The following is a 17519-nucleotide window of genomic DNA, read 5'->3' on the forward strand; positions in this document are numbered from 1 at the left end:
TGAGCTCGGCTTCGCCGGCATATGGTCGAACGGCTCAGCTCAGTGCTCGCAGCCGGCCGTCGTCGGCGCGGTGAGGCCCTGTGCGGTGGGATTCGAGCCCGTGGCGTTCGATGCAATGGCGTTCGAGGCAAGGGAATCCGATTCGGCTCGCCGAGCGGTACGTGCGGCCTTCGCGACCTGCCGAGTGGCCTCGGGCCGACGGCGTCGCCCACGCTCGCGCACCGGGAGCGTGCCGATCAGGAACGAGCACAACGCAAGAGCCGCGCAGACCGCACCGACGACGGGAGTGAGATGCACTCCACCGATCCCGATCGCGAGATTGCCCAGAGGCGGCGAGAGAGCGATGCCGACGTACATGGCCGTCGAGTTCCACGACAGGGTCACCACCGCGTCATCCGGATCGATCGCGATCAGCCGATACTGCACGGGCACGCTCGTGCCTGCCGAGACGAGCCCCCAGATCAGGAAGACGACAAGGCACGCGACCAGCGACCCTAGTGCCAGCGGCATCACGGCCAGCAGCACGATGATCACCGAAAGAGCGATGACAGCCACGTAGCGACTGCCGAAGCGGTCGGTGAACCTCCCGGCGAAGAAGTTGCCGACGATGCCTGCTAGCCCGTTCGTCATGAGCAGCGCCGCGAGCAGCACCCCGCTGCCGCCGGTGGCGTCCGCGGTGAGACTCGCACTGAAGATGAAGACCACGTTGAAGGCCACGACGATGAACAGCGTGGTGCCGATGCCGCCGAGCACCCGACGATCCGCGAGCGGTGCCAACCGATGCCGCAGCGGGGTGACCGGCGGTGTCGGAACGCCGCGGAGGAAGATGCCGATGCCGATCCCGACGATGATGCCCAGCCCTGCCAGGCAGAGCATCGGCAGACGCCAGCTCGCCAGGCTACCGAGAGCCGTTCCGATCGGCGCGCCGAGCACGCTGGACAGCGTGAAGCCGAGACTCACCAGCGCAAGCGCTCGTCCTCTCCGTTCCGGCGGAACGAGCGTGGCGGCGACGGCGCCGGCGGTCGGCACCAGCGCGGCACCGCCCAGCGCCGCGATGGCGCGCCCGCCCACGAAGCCGGTGGCACTCGTGCTCAGCGACGCCACGAGGGTTCCAGCCGAGAAGAAGACGGCGCCGATCGACATGAGAACGGCCCTCGGCATCCGCACGAGCACGATGGATGCCACAGGCGCCACGATCGCCACCACCACCGAGTACACGGTGATCGAATAGCTCACCGTCGACTGGGTCGCCTTGAGCCCATGCGCGATCTCCGGCAGCAGACCGGCGATGATCGACGCGTTCGTGCCGACCATGAACATGGCGGCAGCGAGCAGCAGCAGCTTGACCGTCGCCCCGCGGTAGGCGGAGGCAGCCGGCGTGACGAATCCGCTCTCGCTCGCCGGCCCCTCCGCCGTCGTCACCGGCCGACCCTGCCGAAGAGGGATGCGATGGGTGCGATCACCAGCGGACGCGCGGCCACCCATCCTGCGGCCATGACCACGAGCGAGGCGACGAAGATCCAGAACCCCACCCAGTTCACCTCGTCGGATCCGCCGTACATGTGGTTGAGGTTCCGCAGTGCACCGGTGGCGAACACGAGCGCGACGTGCACGACGATGAACGCGACGAAGTAGATCATCACGGGGAAGTGGATGGCCCTTGCCACCTCCACCGGGTACAGCTTGCTCAGGCGCTCAGCCTTCTTGGGCCAGAGGCCCGACATCCGGAGGCCGGTCACCGCCGCCAGCGGCGCCGCGATGAAGATCGTCACGAAGTAGGCGAGCTGCTGGAGGCTGTTGTAGTTGACCCAGCCGTCATCAGTCGGCCACTGCAGCGACGCGTAGTTCAGTGCTGCAGTGATGGCGTTCGGGAACACGGACCAGCTGGTCGGGATGACGCGCATCCACTGCCCGGTCGAGAAGAGCAGCACGAGGAACACCACGCCGTTGATGACCCACAGCAGGTCGAGCGATTGGTGTAGCCACAGCGTGAGGCTGATCTTGCGGCCGGGGTTCCAGCGCGGAGTCCAGCTCGCCTTCGGCCGCTGCTCGCGGCGCACCTGGATGCCGGACCGGATGATCAGCACAATGAAGAACGCGTTGAGGAAGTGCTGCCAGCTCAGCCAGCCGGGGAACCCGACCGGAGCGCCCTTCGGCAGCGGATAGTCGCCCGGATACGTCTTCACGAAGTCCCGCACGATCTGGAAGGTGAACAGACCGCGGGCAGCGAGGATGAGGATTCCCACCACGACGACAGCACCGACGAACACGCCGACCGAGCGCCAGACCCACTGCGTCAGCGTGAGACCGCGATAGAGCTTCGGCTCGGCGGCCGGCCGGGCTGCTGGCTTGGCCGGAGTGGTCGGTTGCGCGGCAGGCGTCGCCGGAGCCGACGTCGGTGCCACCGGTGAAGCGGCGGCAGGGGCGGACCCACTCGGCTCGTTCGGGGCGACGGCGGCTGCCACCGAAGCCGCCGTTGCGGCCGCAGGAGCGACCGGCGGGTTCGTCTCGGGCGACGGCGTGACCGCCGTCGCGGCAGGTTCGGTCGGCGGCTCGGTCGCGGCAGGTTCGGTCGCGGCAGCTTCGGTCGCAACGAGCTCGGTCGCTGCGATCGCTGTGGCCGCTGGCGCAGCCGCAACGGATGCGGCGACGGCACCCGCCGCGGCGAGCGCTGCGGCGTCGGGCAGCGGGGGCCACGGGTCGCCGCCGTGGGTGCGCGGCAAGCCGCGGCGGAAGCGTGCCGGCATCGCGGCCGGCTCGGCCGCAGACGACGGAGCCGGTCCGGCCGCCGTAGGCGCTGGAGCTGGCGATACCGCCGCCGGCACGGAATCCGCGCCCGTGGCATCCGCGGTGCCCGCCTGTGGTGCGGAGGCCGCTCCTGCGGTCCGCGCGACGGATGCCGCTCCTGCGACCTCGGCGGCCGTGCCGGACGGCGCCGCACCAAGAACGGCCGCAGCGAAGGATTCGGAGGGCCAGGATTCACCGCCGCGCACGCGCGGCAGTCCGCGCCGAACGCGCGAAGGCGCTCGGCCCGTCACAGCACCCGTGGGAGCTGCCCCGCCTGCTGTCGCTGCGGATGCGACGGCCGCCTCGGTGGGCACTGGCGCCTCCACCGAGGCGACCGCGTCTGTGGCCTCCACGCCCGTAGCGTCCGTGCCCGTGGTGTCCAGGTCCGCAATGTCAGAGACAACCCCGGGAGCCGCGGCGGCCGCGGCCGGCGTCGCCCCTGCGACGCGGCGCAGGACGGGCACGTCGGCCGCCTCCGGCCATGGCGCGCCGCCATGCACCCGCGGAAGTCCGCGGCGGATAGGGCGTGAGCCCACCTGAAGTGCCATGGACCTCAGCTCCGCTTCGACTCGATGGCGGAGATCAGCTTCGGAACCACCTCGAACACGTCGCCGACAACGCCGAAGTCGGCGATGTCGAAGATGGGCGCGTCGCCGTCCTTGTTGATGACGATGATGGTCTTCGCGGTCTGCATGCCGGCCAGGTGCTGGATGGCGCCGGAGATGCCCAGCGCGACGTACAGCTGCGGCGACACGGAGACGCCGGTCTGGCCGACCTGATGGGCGTACGGCACGTATCCGGCGTCGACCGCGGCACGGGATGCGCCCACCGCCGCGCCGAGCACGTCGGCCAGCCGGCCGACGAGCTCGAACTGCTCCTTGGATCCGAGTCCGCGTCCGCCGGAGACGACGCGGGACGCGCCTCTGAGCTCCGGGCGCTCGGACGCCGTCTCCGTCTGCTCGCGCGACAGCACGGTCACGACAGGGGTCGTCGCATCCAGCTGGATGCGCTCGACCGAGGGGGTGACTGCGGCGGGTGCCGCGTCAACGGATCCGGCACGCAGCGTGATGACCGCAGCCCCGAAGGTGACCGCGGAGTCCACGTTGTACGCGCCGCCGTACACGGAGTGGTGCGCAACCACTCCTTCGTCGTCACGCGAGACGGCGACGGCGTCGGCGGCGAGCGCGTTGCCGCTGCGCACGGCGAAGCGGGCGGCCGCGTCGCGCGAGTCGATCGTGTTCGAGGCGAGAACGGCCTCCGGCTGAACGAGGGACGCGGCCGCCGTGATGGCATCCGCATACGCGGCGCTCGGAACGGATGTCTCGCCCGTCGCCTCGGCGATGAGCACGTGCGCCGCGCCGAGGCCGCCGAGTGCCGTGGCCGCCGCATCCGCAGCAGCAGAGGGCACCACCGCGACGACGACCGGGGCGCCCACACCGGCCGCCGTCGCGACGAGCTGCGCCACCGACTTCGCCGGCACACCGTCTGCGGAGACCTCGGCAAGGATCAGGATGGAGTTCTCGGGGTAGTCGGCCATGGTCACACCAGTCCCTTCTGGGCGAGGAAGTCCGCGAGCTGCTGGGCGGCGGTGCCGTCGTCGACGACCTTCACGCCCGCCCCGCGCGGCGGACGCTCAGCGACCGCGATCATGATCGAGCGCGGCGTCAACGCGTCGGGGTCCACCCCGAGCGAGGAGAGCGTGAGCGTGTCGAACGGCTTCTTCTTGGCCGCCATGATGCCCTTGAGGCTCGCGAAGCGCGGGTCGGGCAGCTGCTCGGTGATCGAGATGACGGCGGGCAGCGGAGCCTCCACCTTCATGCGTCCGCCATCCGTCGCGCGGTCGCCGCGCACGACGCCGTCCGCGAGTTCCACGCTGTCGAGCGCCGTCACGGCCGGCAGTCCGAGCCGTTCGGCGATCAGTGCAGGCATCACGCCACCTGACCCGTCGGTGGAGACGTTTCCGGTGATGACGAGATCCGGCGACAGCGTCTGGATCGCCTTCGCCAGGGCCTCGGACGTGAGGGTGAGGTCGGCGCCCGCGAGGCCGGCATCGACGACGTGCACCGCACGATCCGCCCCCATGGCGAGAGCCTTGCGCAGCGAGTTCACCGCCGATACGGGACCCGCGGTCAGCACGACCACCTCGGTGCCCGGTGTCGATTCGGCGTACGAGATCGCGACTTCCGTCGCACGCTCGCCCACCTCGTCGAGTACGCGGTCGTTCGCGTCCCGGTTCGCCAGACCCGTCTCCAGGTCGAGCTTGCGGTCGCCGTAGGTGTCTGGCACCTCCTTGACCAACACGACGATTTTCATGCTGTGCCTCTCACTTGCCTCTCTCGGTGTCTCCTGGATGGGTGGCGCCCGCGGCGCTGCGCTGTCGCGGCTGTGCCGCCGCGCCACCCCTCCATGGAAACTCTCATGCTGCCGCGGGTCACGCTACCTCAGCGCGAATGTGCCGCGATCGAGCACGATCTCGTCTCTGTCGTTCACGACCTGGAACTGGTCGGGTCCCTCGTTCTGCCACACCCGGATGCTCAGGGCCTCGCCGGGGAAGACCGGCTTGCTGAAGCGTCCGCTCATGCCGGCGAACCGCTCCGGATCCCCGTCGGCGAGCGCACCGAGCAGCGCGCGGCCGACGACGCCGTACGTGCACATGCCGTGCAGGATCGGCCGCGGGAATCCCGCCCTCGCCGCGAACGCCGGATCCGTGTGCAACGGATTGTGGTCGCCGGAGAGACGGTAGAGCAGGGCCTGATCCTCGCGGGTCGATGCCGTGAGCACGACATCCGGATCACGCTCCGGCTGCGCCCAGGCATCCTTCGGACCGGGGATGCCGAACCCGCCCTCACCGCGGATGAACACCGACGAGCGGGTCACCACGAGCGCTTCCTCGGATCCCGGGACGCGTCCAGAGGCCTCGCTGACCACCAGTGCACCGCTGCCCTTGTCGTAGATCCCGGTGACGGTCGACGTGATCTCGAGCGATCCGGTCGCCGGCAGGGCGCCGCTGAGCTCGACGCTCTGCTCGGCATGCACGAGCATCGCCGGGTTGAACTCGCCGATGTTCAGGCGCGACCCACCGCGGAACTGGTTCAGGACCACGCCGAACGTCGGCAGCACGCGCTGCTCAACGCCGTGACTGTTCTCGGTGGTGAACGCCAGCTCGGCCAGCGGGTCGTCCTGGCCGGCTCCGACGCCTATCGCGTAGAGCATCGCCTCGTCGGGCGTCCAGCTGACCGTGCGGGGTTCGCTGGTGGTGCCGACGGCATCCAGGTTGAGGGTCATCCTTCTACCTCCACGTGATCAGGGCGTCGAGCGCCTCGACCTCGGATCCGCGAACGAGCAGCGGGTTCACCTCGAGCGACTCGAGGCCCGTGCCCAGCCGCTGCACGACCTGCGCGATGTTCAGCACCGCGTCGGTGACGGCATCCAGGTCGGCGGCCTGCGTTCCGCGGGCGCCGTCCAGGAGCGCGGCTCCGCGCAGCGATGTCAGGCCGGCCCTGATCTGCTCCCTGTTGACGGGCAGCAGGTGCAGGGTGCTGTCCTTGAGCACCTCCACCCACACCCCGCCGAGGCCGACGGCGAGCACCATGCCCCACTTCGGGTCGCGCACGGCACCCACGATGAGCTCGATGCCTCCCGAGCGCTGCGGCTGGACCAGGGCTGCCGGGTCCGCGGCGCCCGCACCATGGCCGGCTTCCGTCACGTCCACGAACGCCTGGCGCACGGATTCCGCGTCACGGAGGTTCAGCTTCACGCCGCCGATGTCGCTCTTGTGCTCGATCTCGTCGGCCGCGAGCTTGACGACCACAGGGTAGCCGACCTCTTCCGCGACGGCGACGGCGTCGTCTGCGGTGCGCACCAGCACGTTCGGCACAACGGGCACCCCGTGCTCGGCCAGCAGTGCGGATGCCTGCCGCTCGGCGAACACGTCGCCCGGCTTCGCATCGACCACGATGGGCTCGCCGACCTCGGCGGTCTCGACCTCGGCGGCGACCGCCGCGTGGTACCGCTCGCCCCATTCGGCAGCCCGGCCGAGCGCCGTCATGCCGTGATGGATGCCGCCGACGACGCCCGGGAATCCGCTCGCCAGCGCGACCTTGCGGCCGAACGGCGTGATGTCCGTGATCGTGTTGGAGACCACGATCACCGGCTTCCGCACGCTCGCGATCGCCTCCGCCTGGTGCTGGGCACGGGCGACGGCGACCTCCAGGTCGGACTCGTCGTGCGGCAGGTCGGCCACGTAGACGATCTCGTCGATGTTCGGGTCGTCCTCGACCGCCTTCAGCGCCTTCACGGCCAGGTCGGGGTCGATCAGGATGTATCCCGTCACGTCGATGGGGTTGTGCACGCTCGCGAAGTCCGGCAGCACCTCGCGGAGCTTGTCCTCCGTGGCCTCGGCGAACGACGGGATCTCGATCCCCTCGTCCTCAGCACGGTCGGAGATGACCTCGCACGCGCCGCCCGACGGGGTGACGAATCCGATGCGGCGGCCGCTGAACGGATCCGTGTGCGACAGCAGCTCCGCCGTGACCATGAGGTCCTCGAGCGAGTCGACGCGGATCACCGCGTTCTGCCGGAACACCGCCTCGATCACGCCGTCGTCACCCACCAGCGATCCGGTGTGCGCCTTGGCGACGCGCGCTCCGCCTTCGCTGCGTCCCACCTTGAGCGCCACGATCGGCTTGCCGGCCAGCAGCGCCTGGTGCGCCACCTCGAGGAAGTCCTCCGGATGCCTGATCGACTCGATGAAGAGCACGATCACCTTCGTGGCCTCGTCCTCGACGAGGTACCGCATGACATCCGTCATCGACACCATCGACTCGTTGCCCATCGACACGAGCAGGCTGACGCCGGCGTTCCGGGTCTGGGCGAGCTGGATGACGGCGCTGGCGAGAGCACCGCTCTGCAGGACGACGCCGATGTTGCCCTTGCGGAGCGGCGTCGTGATCGGCAGGCCGTACGGCGTGATGGAGGCGGCGTTGTTGACGTATCCGTTGCCGTTCGGGCCCAGGACCGTGATGCCGCGGTCCTGGGCGAGCCGGATGAGCTCGGTCTCGAGCTTCGCCCCCTCCTCGCCGACCTCGCCGAAGCCCGAGGTGAGCACGACAGCAGTCGGGACGCCGGCATCCGCCACCTTGCCCATGACCTCGAGCACGACGGCCGTCGACACCATGACGAACGCCAGGTCGGGGGTCTCCGGGAGGTCGTCCAGCGTGGCGTACGACTGCTGGCCGTGCACGACGATGCCGCGCGGGTTGACCAGGTAGATGGCACCGTCGAATCCGCCCTCGAGCAGGTTCTTGTAGATCGACAGGGACCAGAACGACTTGTCGGTGGCTCCGATCAGTGCGATGGACTTCGGGTTGAACAACTGCTTCACTCGGTCGACGGACAGGCCGCCGATCGTGCCGGGGCCGGCGTCGGGGAGCAGGATTTCGGTGGCCGTCATGAATCCTCCTTGATCGGATGAGGCCGCGAGATGGGGGCGAAGTACGAGGTCAGGCGCCGATTTCGCTCACCTTCGCGTGACCCTTGATCAGGTTGCGGGCGATGGTGCGCTTCTGGATCTCGTCTGTGCCCTCGAAGATGCGCAGGAGACGCAGCTCGCGGTACCAGCGCTCGATCGGGAGTTCCTTCGTGTAGCCCATGCCGCCGTGGATCTGCAGCACGCGATCGACGACCTTGTTGGCCATCTGGGTGCCGTTGAGCTTCGCGACGGATGCCGCGTGACGGTTGTCCTTCTGGTTCTCCAGGAGCCACGCTGCGTACAGGGTGAGCCAGCGGGCCTGCTCGATCTCCACGTGCGAGTCGGCGATGTGCCACTGGATGGCCTGGTACTCCGCGATGGGGTGCCCCATCGACACGCGGTTCTTCGAGTGCTCGATCGCCATCTCGAGCAGGCGCTCGGCGGCACCGATCGCGCCGGAGGGGATCAGGTAGCGGCCGTTGCCGATCCACTGCATGGCCAGCTTGAAGCCCCAGCCGACCTCGCCCAGCACGTGGTCGCCCGGAACGCGCACGTTGTCGAAGTAGAGCTGAGCGGGTCCCCACTCGCCCATGGTCTGGATCGGGCGGGAGGTCCAGCCCATCTCGCGGTCCACCAAGAAGCAGGTGATGCCGCCGTTGGCGCCCTTCTCCGGGTCGGTCACGGCGAAGACCATCACGAAGTCGGCCTCGTTGCCGTTGGTGATGAAGATCTTCTCGCCGTTGATGATCCAGTCGTCGCCGTCGCGGGTGGCGCGCGTGCGGATGTTCGTGGCATCCGACCCCGCACCAGGCTCCGTGATCGCGAAGCAGCTGCGGCGGTCACCGTTGATCGTCGGGATCAGATACTCCTGCTTCTGCTTCTCGTTCGCGCCGTACAGGATGTTGTCCGCCGTGCCGCCGAAGCCGAATCGCACGAACGTGCGCCCGGTCTCCATGGCGATGATCGAGCTCATGATCGGGCCGAGGTTGATCCCGCCGTACTCCTCCGGCGTTCCGATGCCCCAGAAGCCGGCTGCCTTCGCCTTGCGCTGCAGGTCTTTGTACTGGCCGTCTTCCAGGCCGGGGCGGCCCTCGCGCTCGTTGCGCAGCACCTGCGGCTCGAGCGGCATGACCTCCTTCTCGATGAAGTCGCGGACGCTGTCGCGCACCATCCGCTGCTCGTCGGATAGCGAGAAATCAATCATTGCTTCTGTCTCCAGATCGTGTTGGGTTGGGTGATGTTCGTGGGGGGTGTGTGGCCTGTGGGGGCGCCATCCGATGGTCGAGCCTGTGCAGAAGGCCGGTTCTGGCGCGCCGCACAGGTGGCGTGACGGTCGTGCGTTGGAGAGCGACAGCAGCGACCCGGTCCGTCCTGGCCGGATTCGCCAGCTCACCGGCGGTGTCGGCTCAACCGGGTTGTGCGCAGGTCAGCCGACCGGTCCGCCCGCGACGTAGATGGTCTGGCCGGAGACGTACGATGCGTCTTCGCTGACCAGGAACGCCACGACATTGGCGATGTCCTCTGGACGTCCGACGCGACGCACCGGGATGCGCTCCGACGCCGCCTTCTGCATCTGCTCGAAGTCGACACCGGTGCGCTCTGCCGTCGCACGGGTCATGTCGGTGGCGATGAAGCCAGGGGCGACGGCGTTGACGTTGATGCCGAACGGGCCGAGCTCGATGGCCAGGGACTTCGTGAAGCCCTGCATGCCGGCCTTGGCTGCCGAGTAGTTCGCCTGTCCGCGATTGCCGAGGGCTGAGGTGCTGGAGAGGTTGACGATCTTGCCCCACTTGTTGGGGACCATCTGCGCCTGTGCAGCACGCGACCACAGGAAGGCGCCGCGCAGGTGAACGCCGAGCACGGTGTCCCAGTCGTTCGCGCTCATCTTGAACAGCAGGTTGTCGCGCAGGACGCCCGCGTTGTTGACCAGGACGCCGATCGCGCCGAGCTCGGCGGCGACGCGCTCGGCGGCGGCCGTGACCGAATCCTCGTCGCTGACATCGCATGCCACACCGATGGCCCTTCCGCCTGCCGCCTCGATCTCGGCGACGGTGGCGGCGGTGGCCTCCTCATTGATGTCGATGACGGCGACGGCGGCGCCATCGGATGCCAGACGCACCGCGGTGCGGCCTCCGATGCCCCGGCCCGCGCCCGTGACGACCGCGATCTTTCCTTCTAGCTGAGCCACGTGCCCTCTTCTCTCCACGCCCCGCGAAGGCGGGCGTGCATGAGGGTCGGCGATGCCGGCACGGGTGCCTCCTTTGGAACCATGTGCTTTCGGATTGTGCCCTACGGAGAACAGAACCCCGTTCTAGAACACGATTCAGAGAATAGGAGCGTGCCGCGCATCCGTCAAGTCGGGTCGCCCGTGAAGGGCACCGGCGCTGATCGAGCGCGTCGAGACCAGTCAACCGCTGCCGAGCTCGCCGAAACCGGTGAATCGCTGGCCGAGCACGTCGAACCCGGGAACACGGTGAGGCGTGGCTCCGCACAACGCACGGCCATCACGTCACGAAAGCGGCGGCCAATGACCCAAAGCTCAGCTGGCGGCCCGGCCCCTGGTTTCAACGAGCACGACCGGCGGCGACGTACTCAACCGGCTCCATCGGACTCAACCGGCCGTATCGAACTCAACCCGCTCCATCGGACTCAACCGGCAGTATCGAACTCAACCCGCTCCATCGAACTCAACCGGCCGTATCGAACCCAACCGGCGGTATCGAGGTCAGCGAACGGACGCGATCCGTCGGATGATCGCGAGCACTTCCTCGATGAGCTCGTCGATGGTGCTCTTGTCCTCCGCAGCCGCGATGGAACGCTCGCCCTCGACGACGACCGAGGTGAGAATGCGCACCCGCAGCCGGTTCGCCGGAGTGTCCTCCAGCTCCAGGAGGGTCATGTTGTTCTTCATCCACTCGGCGCCCACGTGGCTGCCGAGCACGTCGTATCCGGGAGGGCCGTCACCGCCGCGGAACAGCAGGGTGAGTCTGGAGTTGTCGCGGGCGACGTCGAGATAGCCGCGGGATCCGGCCACGAACAAGTCGACGGCATCCGTCACGCCGGCATGCCGTGCATCGGCAACGGCCTTGGTGGCCGCCTCGCTGTAGACCGCCTCGAACTCCTCCCAGAGCGCCAGGAAGAGATCGGCCTTGCCGTTGAAGTGGTGGTAAACGCTGCCGACGCTGAGCCCGGATCGCTCGACGATGTGAGCGATGTTCGCCTCGGCGTAGCCCTCGTCGACGAAGACGTCTCGTGCCGCATCCAGAATGGTGCGCCGAGTCTGCTGCGTCCGCCCCCACTGGCGAGCCGGCCGCTCGTCTGCGGCAACTGATTCGGTGCTCACGTGGTCCCTCTCGTGGTGGGTGTGCTCGCCCCCTGGGCTCACTCAGCGTTGTCATCGTACGGGGCGGCCCCCGCGACTCTCACCTTGCAACCTCGTCCGAGGCCGTGTTAGAACATCATTCTAGAATCAAGTTTGGATTCCTGGAAAGCCTTCCGTCACCGGCAGTCATCCTCGCCCCGAGCGGGGAAGAGCCGTGCAGAAAGCACCTGGATCCGGCATGGAGAGGTCGAAGATGACAATCGCCGTGACGCAGCCGTGGCCGCCCGAGCCCGACTCCGCCCGAGGTGTGGCGCCCGCCGTCGAGCACTTGCTCGCGCCCAATGCGAGCTCGTGGACCTACGAGGGAACCAACTCCTACGTCATCGCGAACGGCGGCGCGTCGGTACTCATCGACCCCGGCATCCTCGACGAGACGCATCTGGAAGCGCTGCGGCGCACGGGCCGCGCCAACGGCCGCGAGGTCGCCTCCGTGCTGCTCACGCACGACCATCCGGACCACAGCGACGGAGCCAGGGCGCTGGCCGACTCGCTCGGCGTGCCGATCCTCTGCATGTCTCCCCGGTTCGCCGACGACTACCTCGCAGGCGGCCAGGTGCTCGACGTCGACGGACTCGACGTGCACGTCATTCACACACCGGGCCACAGCGACGACTCCGTGTGCCTCTGGATGCCGGACAGCGGCACCCTGCTCACCGGCGACACCGTGCTCGGTGCGCGGTCGTCCGGCGTGATGGGCAAGCTGGGCGACCTTCTCACCTCGCTCGAGCTGCTGCGGAACCTCGCAGCGGATCGGGATGTGCTCGCGCTCCCCGGCCACGGCCCTGCGTTCACCGACCTCGTCGCATCCGCCACGAAGGTGATCGATGTGCGCACGAGGCGAATCAACGAGCTGCGCGGATACATCGCAGACGGCGACACCACGCTGCTGACCCTCATCAAGCGCCTCTACCCCGACCTCACCGGATCCCGCGCCATGTTCGGCGCCTCGACGGTGATCTCCACCGTCGAGTACCTGGCGGGCCTCGACGGGGAGCACGGGATCGCGGATCCCGACCAGCGCGAACAGATCCTCGCCGACATCGAGAAGTACAACCAGCAGTTGGCCGCCCACGCGAAGGAGCGGGCGGCGGCCGCTGCGGCGCACTGAAGCGCCACTGGTCGAGGCCGGGCCGACGGCACCTTCCAGGAGAGACGACAGCATCCACCAAGAAGAAAGGGGCGAACGTGTCAGAAGGACCCGTGCCCGTACCCACTCCCGAGACCAAGCACTTCTGGGAGGGCACCGCGGTCGGGGAGTTGCGCATTCAGCGCTGCACTTCCTGCGAGAAGTTCTACTTCTACCCGCGCCCCTATTGCCCTCTGTGCAATTCCGGCGATGTCGAATGGCGGGTCGTCTCCGGAAAGGGGACCCTGGCCTCGTACAACATCAACTACCGGCCGTTCCCCATGTTCAAGACGGATGAGCCGCAGGTCATAGCGCTGGTGCAACTCGATGAAGGCGTGCGCTTGATGTCCAACATCATCGGCGTGGATCCGCTGCCGGAGAATCTCCCGCTCGGATTGCGCCTGAAGGTCGAATTCGAGCCACGCGGAGACCAATTCCTGCCGGTCTTCACTCCTGAGAACACCGAGGGGAACTGACCGTGACGACCACCAGTATGCATCAGGGCAACATCGCCATCGTCGGCGCGGCGGAGACGGAGCACATCGGCATCGTTCCCGATGTCTCGATGATCCATCTGCACACAGGTGCCGCGCGCCGGGCCATCGCCGACGCCGGCATCGACATCTCGGAGATCGACGGCGTCGCCACCGCAGGGCCGACCGCCATCGAGGTCGCCGACATGCTCGGCATCCGGCCGCGCTGGGCCGACGGCACCATGCTCGGTGGCTGCAGCTTCATGGCGCTCGTGCGCCACGCATCTGCAGCCATCGCCTCCGGCGCTGCGAACGTCGTGCTCGTCACGCACGGCGAGTCGGGTCGCTCGCGGGTCGGCGTGCCGAACTACAGCCACTCCCCGAGCTCGATGGGCGGTCAGTTCGAGGCGCCATTCGGCGCCCTCGCGCCGTACTCGTCGTTCACCACCCCTGTGCTCGCGTTCATGAAGTCGCGCGGGTTCACGCGCGAAGACCTCGCCGAGGTCGTCGTGTCGCAGCGCCTGTGGGCCATGCCGAACGAGCGCGCGCAGCGCCGCTCGCCGATCGACGTCGAAGGCGTGCTCTGCGCACCGCCCATCGCCTACCCGTTCACCCGCGACATGTGCTGCGTCGTGACGGATGCCGGCGGCGCGCTCGTACTGATGAGCGCCGAGCGGGCCCGCGATCTGCCCTCGGCCGAGCGGGCCGTGTACGTGCTCGGATCCGGCGAGGGCACCGAGAGCGTGATCGTCTCGCAGATGGACGACCTCGAGTCGTTCGGACCATTCCGCCGCGGTGCCGAGGAGGCGTTCGAGACGGCCGGCGTCACCCACGACGACATCGACCACGTGATGTTCTACGACGCGTTCGCCCACCTGCCGCTGTACATGCTGGAAGACACCGGATTCGTCGGCAAGGGCGAATCCGCCGACTTCTATCGCGACGGCCACACGAGGCCGGGCGGAAAGCTGCCGATCAACACCCAGGGCGGCGGCCTCTCCTACACGCACAGCGGCATGTACGGCATGTTCGCCATCCAGGAGGCCGTGCGGCAGCTCCGCGGCGAGGCCGCGGTGCAGGTTCCCGATGTGCAGACCAGCTTCGTGCAAGGCGTCGGCATGATGTTCGGCGCGGGAGGGAGCCTCGTGCTGTCCAACCGCAGGCCGTAGCGCCCGCCACGCGTTGACGCGTTGGTGGGGGCGTTCGGCGGCATCGGTCGTGAGCGCCGGCCGTACCGCGGATGCCCCCACCCGCTCCCGCTCAACGCAACTATGAATCCTTCGGGATTCGCGTTCTGATTACGAATAGTGAGCAATTCGCTATTTCGTCCGGAAATGCCTGCTTTTCCGATTGATCCTGCGCAATTCGGCATGCAATGTCGCGGCCGAAATAATGCTTCGATGAATAACACAAATTCCCTATACAAGCGGTATGGCCGTCTGTAAGGTACCCATAAACCGAACCCGACTGCATTCGAAATGAAGTGGGACCCGAGACAAAGTCGTCCGGGGGTTCATCCGAATAACGATCGATTCAGGGCAATGGCGCCCAGCCGAACGCCTGCCTTTGCAATCCCCGTATAGCCAAGGATAGGAATGACTACAACCACTCTCGCCTCCGCCGGCGTCGACCGGCGCCTGGCGTCACTTCGCATCAAGCCAGTCAACGCGGTCGCCATCGTCGCCGCGATGATCGTGTTCGTCGGCGACGCTCAGGCGCTCGCGCTGATCCCGCTGACGAGCACCATGGAGAAGGAATACGGGCTCAGTCCGTCGCAGGCCAGCCTCGTGCTGGCGATCCTCGGTCTGGTGGGCGCCGGATTCCTGCCCGTGCTCACCCGGTTGGCCGAACGCATCAGCCTGCGGCTCTTCCTCCTGATCGGCGTCGCACTCGTCGCCGTGGGCAACGCCATCTGCGCCCTCGCACCCGGATTCACGCTCCTGCTGATCGGACGCGGCATCATCGGCTTCAGCGCCGCCATGCCGATCGCCCTCGCCCTGGTGCGTGAGAAGGCGGACACCGAGCACAGCACCAACCGCGCGCTCGCCGTCGTCACTGCCGCCGTCGGCATCAGCGTGGTGTTCTCGTTCCTGCTCGGCGGATTCATCCTGCAGATCGGCGGCCACGTCAGCACCGTGTTCTGGGTCATGGCCGCCGTCGGCCTGCTCACGTTCCTGGTCGGCCTGGTGATCGTGCCCGACTACCGCACCACGACACGCCAACGGGTCGACCTGCTGGGCGCCATCACCCTGGTCGTCGGTCTCACGCTCATCGCCATCGGCATCGGTTTCGCCGAGAGCTGGGGTGGAACCGGCCTACTCGTGCTCATCGGCGGCTTCGTCGTGATGATCCTCTGGGTCGTCGTCGAGTTGAACGTCAAGGATCCGATGATCGACCTGCGGCGCACGTTCCGCCGATACACGGTCCCCGCGTTCATCCTCGGCGGCCTGTTCGGCATGGTGGCGGTCATCTCCAACCTGGCCGTCACGATGTACGGCGAGTTCAACCCTGAGCCGTTCTCCAAGGTGCCTGCACTCGCCGGCCCTCTCGGATACGGCTGGGGACTCATCGTCCTGCAGACATCGCTGTTCCTGATGCCGACGGCGTTCTTCATCCTGATCGGCGGCTTCACCGTCGGCCGCATCATCACGAAGATCGGTGTGAAGACCACGTTCGCGATCGCGAGCATCTGCACCATCGTCGCCTTCACGCTCATGGCACTTCTGCACGACCAGGTCTGGGCGAACGCGGTCGGCATGGGAATCTGGGGCATCGCCTACGCGCTGGGCAGCACGGCAGCCAACGCTGCAGTGCTGCACGCGGCGAAGAACACGGAGGGTGCGCACTTCTCGGCGGCGTCCTCGACCATCGTCGCGACGATCGGGTCGCTCGCCGCCCCGATCTTCACCGCCATCCTGTACGCGTTCGCCATCACCGTCCCGATCCCCGACGGCAAGGGCGGAACGATCCCGACGCAGATCCCGACCGTCACCTCGTACGAGAACACGTACTGGACCCTGGTCATCTTCGGCGTGCTCATGCTCGTGTTCACGGTGCTGCACAAGACGCAGAAGTTCCGCAACAAGACCGTCGAGGAGCCGGTCGCCGAGGTGGTCGCCGACGGAGTGGCATAGTCCGATCGGTTCCTCATCATCCGTATGAGGGAGCCGGAAGCGGCGGTCGCCTGCATGGCGACCGCCGCTTCTTCGTCTCGGGCGCGGCGGCTCGGTCCGAGTCTCGGGGTCCGATCGGCTGGTTCGTGCAGCCGAATCGTCGTTCGAACCTCCGAGCTGCCGTCCTTGCCCTCAGGACTGCGCGATCCGGATCATGTTGCCGCTGGGGTCGCGCACCGCGGCGTCCCGCACGCCCCAGAACTGGTCCGTCGGCTCCTGCAGCACCTCGACGCCCGGTTCTGCTGCCAGCCTGTCGAATGTCGTCGCAAGGTCGTCCGTGCGCAGCTGGAGCATCTGCAGCTCCCCCTTCGCCAGCAGGGTTGCGACAGCGTCGCCGTCCTCCTGCGAGCGTCCGGCGTGGGGCTGCTCCAGCACGATCTCGATCTCCGGCTGGGATGCCGTGGTCAGCGTGATCCAGGTGAAGTCTCCCTGGTTGACCTCGTTCTTCACGGTGAGCCCGAGGATGTCGCGGTAGAAGGAAAGGGCGCTCTTCGGGTCGTCGACCAGAACGTGCACGCCACTGATTGCTACTGTCATGGCTCCCACGCTAGGGCGGCCACGGATGCGACGCTTCTCGGAAACTGCTCGCTTCAGGATGCGTCAGCCGGATGCCGACGCCGACAGAGGCTCCGACGCAGCGACCGGTGCCGTCACGGACTCCGCCTCGCCACCCAGCTCCAGGCCGCGTTCGTCGAGGTGCGCTCGCCCTTCGCCCTTGCGATGCCGCGTCAGCACCATGGCCTGACAGGATGCGAACGAATCCAGCGCCTCATGGTCGCGATCGCGATAGGCCGAAGGCGACTCGCCGACGAGCTCCGTGAACCGGGACGAGAACGAGCCGAGGCTCGTACAGCCGACGGCGCTGCAGACATCCGTCACGCTCAGATCGCCACGGCGCAGCAACGCCATCGCGCGTTCGATGCGACGGGTCATGAGGTACGAGTACGGCGTCTCCGAGTAGACGTCCCTGAACCTTCTGCTGAAGTGGGCGGGCGACATCAGCGCTGTCGCGGCCAGCGCGGGCACGTCGAGCGGCTGCGCGAACTCGCGGTCCATGCGGTCCCGCGCCCTGCGCAGTCGGCGCAGTTCGTTCAGGTCGACGCCCATC

General features: G+C 67.8%; 15 protein-coding genes. 4 read left to right on the top strand and 11 right to left on the bottom strand.

Translation table 11 applies throughout. From position 1 onward, the window contains the following. Nucleotides 1-39: 39 nt before the first annotated feature. The 9 genes from HII28_RS09195 to HII28_RS09235 all read right to left on the bottom strand — a co-directional run bounded on the left by HII28_RS09195 (nucleotide 40) and on the right by HII28_RS09235 (nucleotide 11600). Nucleotides 40-1422, bottom strand: a complete 1383-nt coding sequence (locus HII28_RS09195) for an MFS transporter (protein WP_346769248.1) — start codon at nucleotides 1420-1422, stop codon at nucleotides 40-42. Beyond that, on the bottom strand, nucleotides 1419-3335 hold the full coding sequence (locus tag HII28_RS09200) for a cytochrome b/b6 domain-containing protein (RefSeq protein WP_170025131.1): 1917 nt from the start codon (nucleotides 3333-3335) through the stop codon (nucleotides 1419-1421). Before HII28_RS09200 ends, HII28_RS09195 begins: the two co-directional genes overlap by 4 nt. A 5-nt stretch (nucleotides 3336-3340) precedes the next feature. Continuing rightward, nucleotides 3341-4324, bottom strand: coding sequence for an electron transfer flavoprotein subunit alpha/FixB family protein (locus HII28_RS09205; protein ID WP_170025132.1), 984 nt, complete (start codon nucleotides 4322-4324; stop codon nucleotides 3341-3343). 2 nt (nucleotides 4325-4326) lie between these two features. Further along, complete coding sequence (locus HII28_RS09210; protein WP_170025133.1) at nucleotides 4327-5100, bottom strand: electron transfer flavoprotein subunit beta/FixA family protein; 774 nt, start codon at nucleotides 5098-5100, stop codon at nucleotides 4327-4329. A gap of 123 nt (nucleotides 5101-5223) precedes the next feature. Further along, complete coding sequence (locus HII28_RS09215) at nucleotides 5224-6072, bottom strand: MaoC/PaaZ C-terminal domain-containing protein (RefSeq protein WP_170025134.1); 849 nt, start codon at nucleotides 6070-6072, stop codon at nucleotides 5224-5226. Between the two features lie 4 nt (nucleotides 6073-6076). Continuing rightward, a complete protein-coding gene (locus tag HII28_RS09220) occupies nucleotides 6077-8239 on the bottom strand; it encodes an acetate--CoA ligase (RefSeq protein WP_170025135.1) in 2163 nt (720 codons plus the stop codon). A 49-nt stretch (nucleotides 8240-8288) separates the two neighbouring features. Further along, nucleotides 8289-9461 carry an acyl-CoA dehydrogenase family protein gene (locus tag HII28_RS09225; RefSeq protein ID WP_170025136.1) on the bottom strand — a complete coding sequence of 391 codons (1173 nt, stop codon included), beginning with the start codon at nucleotides 9459-9461 and terminating at the stop codon, nucleotides 8289-8291. A gap of 222 nt (nucleotides 9462-9683) precedes the next feature. Continuing rightward, a complete protein-coding gene (gene fabG / locus HII28_RS09230) occupies nucleotides 9684-10445 on the bottom strand; it encodes a 3-oxoacyl-ACP reductase FabG (RefSeq protein WP_170025137.1) in 762 nt (253 codons plus the stop codon). A 537-nt stretch (nucleotides 10446-10982) separates the two neighbouring features. Next, nucleotides 10983-11600, bottom strand: a complete 618-nt coding sequence (locus HII28_RS09235; protein ID WP_170025138.1) for a TetR/AcrR family transcriptional regulator — start codon at nucleotides 11598-11600, stop codon at nucleotides 10983-10985. A gap of 232 nt (nucleotides 11601-11832) precedes the next feature. Here HII28_RS09235 and HII28_RS09240 point away from each other — a divergent pair, with 232 nt between their 5' ends. From HII28_RS09240 to HII28_RS09255, 4 genes are all read left to right on the top strand, one after another. After that, entirely contained in the window at nucleotides 11833-12747 is a 915-nt protein-coding gene (locus tag HII28_RS09240; RefSeq protein ID WP_170025139.1) for an MBL fold metallo-hydrolase, read from the top strand. Between the two features lie 92 nt (nucleotides 12748-12839). Further along, on the top strand, nucleotides 12840-13241 hold the full coding sequence (locus HII28_RS09245; RefSeq protein WP_205864613.1) for a Zn-ribbon domain-containing OB-fold protein: 402 nt from the start codon (nucleotides 12840-12842) through the stop codon (nucleotides 13239-13241). A gap of 2 nt (nucleotides 13242-13243) precedes the next feature. Continuing rightward, a complete protein-coding gene (locus HII28_RS09250; RefSeq protein ID WP_170025141.1) occupies nucleotides 13244-14407 on the top strand; it encodes a thiolase in 1164 nt (387 codons plus the stop codon). Nucleotides 14408-14833: 426 nt separating this feature from the next. Beyond that, on the top strand, nucleotides 14834-16372 hold the full coding sequence (locus HII28_RS09255) for an MFS transporter (RefSeq protein WP_170025142.1): 1539 nt from the start codon (nucleotides 14834-14836) through the stop codon (nucleotides 16370-16372). 171 nt (nucleotides 16373-16543) lie between these two features. Here the strand turns inward: HII28_RS09255 and HII28_RS09260 are convergent, their stop codons facing one another. Together HII28_RS09260 and HII28_RS09265 are read right to left on the bottom strand one after the other, a co-directional pair. Further along, nucleotides 16544-16948 carry a VOC family protein gene (locus HII28_RS09260; RefSeq protein WP_170025143.1) on the bottom strand — a complete coding sequence of 135 codons (405 nt, stop codon included), beginning with the start codon at nucleotides 16946-16948 and terminating at the stop codon, nucleotides 16544-16546. Between the two features lie 63 nt (nucleotides 16949-17011). Then, a complete protein-coding gene (locus HII28_RS09265) occupies nucleotides 17012-17518 on the bottom strand; it encodes a helix-turn-helix transcriptional regulator (RefSeq protein ID WP_170025144.1) in 507 nt (168 codons plus the stop codon). Nucleotide 17519 lies beyond the last annotated feature (1 nt).

Source organism: Planctomonas sp. JC2975, from assembly GCF_012985205.1.
Classification (GTDB): domain Bacteria; phylum Actinomycetota; class Actinomycetes; order Actinomycetales; family Microbacteriaceae; genus Humibacter.